Source organism: Polaromonas sp. P3_C2 (assembly GCF_056402675.1).
Map to the genome: position 1 here is coordinate 1 of NZ_JBFUGX010000564.1, position 2,776 is coordinate 2,776.

Annotated in this window: 3 protein-coding genes; 2 read left to right on the forward strand and 1 reads right to left on the reverse strand. The window is 59.6% G+C overall.

Translation table 11 applies throughout. From position 1 onward, the window contains the following. Both groL and AC1DWI_RS18990 read left to right on the forward strand, forming a co-directional pair. Nucleotides 1–1,621, forward strand: a 1,621-nt coding sequence (gene groL, locus AC1DWI_RS18985; protein ID WP_477725449.1) for a chaperonin GroEL, incomplete at its 5' end; no start/stop codon positions are given. 291 nt (nucleotides 1,622–1,912) lie between these two features. Next, nucleotides 1,913–2,593: an OmpW/AlkL family protein gene (locus AC1DWI_RS18990; protein WP_477669904.1), complete on the forward strand. Its 681-nt coding sequence runs from the start codon at nucleotides 1,913–1,915 to the stop codon at nucleotides 2,591–2,593. Nucleotides 2,594–2,611: 18 nt separating this feature from the next. Here the strand turns inward: AC1DWI_RS18990 and AC1DWI_RS18995 are convergent. Next, the coding region (locus tag AC1DWI_RS18995) for a helix-turn-helix domain-containing protein (RefSeq protein WP_477725450.1) at nucleotides 2,612–2,776 on the reverse strand (165 nt) is incomplete at its 5' end.

A 2,776-nucleotide genomic window follows, 5' to 3' on the forward strand; every position in this document is an offset into this window, starting at 1 on the left:
GGCCCGCGCACGCATGGTCGAGGGTGTGAACATCCTGGCCAACGCCGTCAAGGTAACCCTGGGCCCTAAAGGCCGTAACGTGGTTCTGGAGCGCTCGTTCGGCGCCCCCACGGTGACCAAGGACGGTGTGTCCGTCGCCAAGGAAATCGAACTGAAGGACAAGCTGCAGAACATGGGCGCGCAGATGGTCAAGGAAGTCGCTTCCAAGACCTCCGACAACGCCGGCGACGGCACCACCACCGCTACCGTTCTGGCCCAAGCCATCGTCCGCGAAGGCATGAAATACGTGGCCGCCGGCATGAACCCGATGGACCTCAAGCGCGGTATCGACAAGGCCGTGCTGGCCCTGACCGAAGAGCTCAAGAAGGCTTCCAAGCCCACCACGACTTCGAAAGAAATCGCCCAGGTCGGCTCCATCTCCGCCAACTCCGACGAATCCATCGGCAAGATCATTGCCGACGCAATGGACAAGGTTGGTAAAGAAGGCGTGATCACCGTAGAAGACGGCAAGTCCCTGCAAAATGAACTCGACGTCGTCGAAGGCAYGCAGTTCGACCGCGGCTACCTCTCCCCTTACTTCATCAACAACCCTGAAAAGCAGTCCGCACTGCTGGACAACCCGTTTGTTCTGCTCTACGACAAGAAGATCAGCAACATCCGTGACCTGCTGCCCACCCTGGAGCAAGTCGCCAAGGCCGGCCGTCCGCTGCTGATCATTGCCGAAGAAGTCGAGGGCGAAGCCCTGGCAACTCTGGTGGTGAACACCCTGCGCGGCATCCTGAAGGTTGTGGCTGTGAAGGCCCCTGGCTTCGGCGACCGCCGCAAAGCCATGCTGGAAGACATCGCCTGCCTGACCGGCGGCAAGGTCATCGCTGAAGAAGTCGGCATGTCGCTCGAAAAAGTGACGCTGGCTGACCTCGGTCAGGCCAAGCGCATCGAAGTGGGCAAAGAAAACACCATCATCATCGACGGCTCCGGCGCCGCTGCCGACATCGAAGCACGCGTCAAGCAAGTGCGCGTCCAGATCGAAGAAGCGACCAGCGACTACGACCGTGAAAAACTGCAAGAGCGCGTGGCCAAGCTGGCCGGCGGTGTTGCCGTGATCAAGGTTGGCGCTGCCACCGAAGTCGAAATGAAGGAAAAGAAGGCCCGCGTGGAAGACGCGCTGCACGCTACCCGCGCTGCCGTGGAAGAAGGCATTGTGGCCGGCGGTGGCGTCGCCCTGCTGCGCGCCAAGCAAGCTGCTGGCAAGATCGCCGGCGACAATCCTGACCAGGATGCTGGTATCAAGCTGGTGCTGCGCGCCATCGAAGCCCCCCTGCGCGAAATCGTTTACAACGCAGGCGGCGAAGCCTCTGTGGTGGTCAACGCGGTTCTGGCCGGCAAGGGTAACTACGGCTTCAATGCAGCCAACGACACCTACGGCGACATGATCGAAATGGGTATCCTGGATCCCACGAAGGTCACCCGCACCGCACTGCAGAATGCAGCCTCCGTCGCATCCCTGATGCTGACGACCGAAGCCATGATTGCCGAAGCTCCGAAAGAAGAGTCCGGCGCCGGCGGCGGCATGCCAGGCGGCATGGGTGGAATGGGCGGCATGGGCGACATGGGCATGTAATGCCTGCCTGAGCTTTTCGCTCCATCAAAAAGGGCCGCTTTCGCGGCCCTTTTTTTATTGCTCGTCCACTTTGTACGAAAAACGTTTTCACACAGCATGGCCTTTCGTCTGCGGCGCCACAGTCTCTTCACAAAAACGGGGAGGAAGATGCTGCACGTTGGCGCCTGCCGCTACCATGATTTCTCATGATCCACCGGATGACTTCCCTCGCCCCGTGCGATGGCGCGAATACCGCCGGCACAAACAATGACGCCATAGCAACCCGAACACATCCCGCATTCGCACTTGCCCATGAATCCCTCCCAGAAACTCTTCATAGCGGCCGCCCTGGCGGTTTCTTCCGTATACGGCTTTGCACAACAGGCGGGCACATGGTCCATGTCGGCCGGCGTCACGCGGATTGCGCCTTCCGTGAACAGCGGCAGCCTTTCGGCGCCGTCCGGAACTGGCGTAATTCAGGGCGCGAAAGTCGACGTCAGCAACAGTTCCAGGTTAACGGCCGCCGTAAACTACATGGTCACCGACCACATCAGCCTGCACCTGCCGCTCGGTTTGGGCTTCAGGCATGACGTCAGCGGCGCAGGTGTGCTCGCTGGCGTTGGCACAGTGGCCGACACCCGGGCCTTGCCCATCACGCTGATCGCGCAATACCGGTTTCTTGATGCCGACGCCCGGTTTCGTCCTTATCTGGGTGCGGGCCTCTCCTACGTGAAGTTCTACAAGGAACGCGGCACAGCCCTGCTGACCGCGTTGACCAACCCAGGCGGCCCCGCCACAAGCGTATCCTTCAAGTCGAAATTTGCCCCCGCGTTGCAACTGGGCGGTATTTTCAACCTCGACAAAAAATGGTTTGTAGAAGCCAGCTATACCAAGACTTTCCTGAAAACCCGCGGCACGCTCAGTACCAACCAGACCATCGATGTGGGCCTTGACCCTGATTGCTTCACCTTGCAACTGGGGTACAAGTTTTAATTTCACGCTACAGGACCATCAGGATAATCGGCCAAAACGGTCGTCTGTCTGCCGCCTGAACTCGGTAGGCGTCATGCCCTTGATCTCCAGGAAACGCCGGTTGAAGTTTGCGACATTGTTGAAACCGACCTGATAGCAGATGTCGGTGACGTTGTGGTCGGTCTGCATCAGCAGTTGGCACGC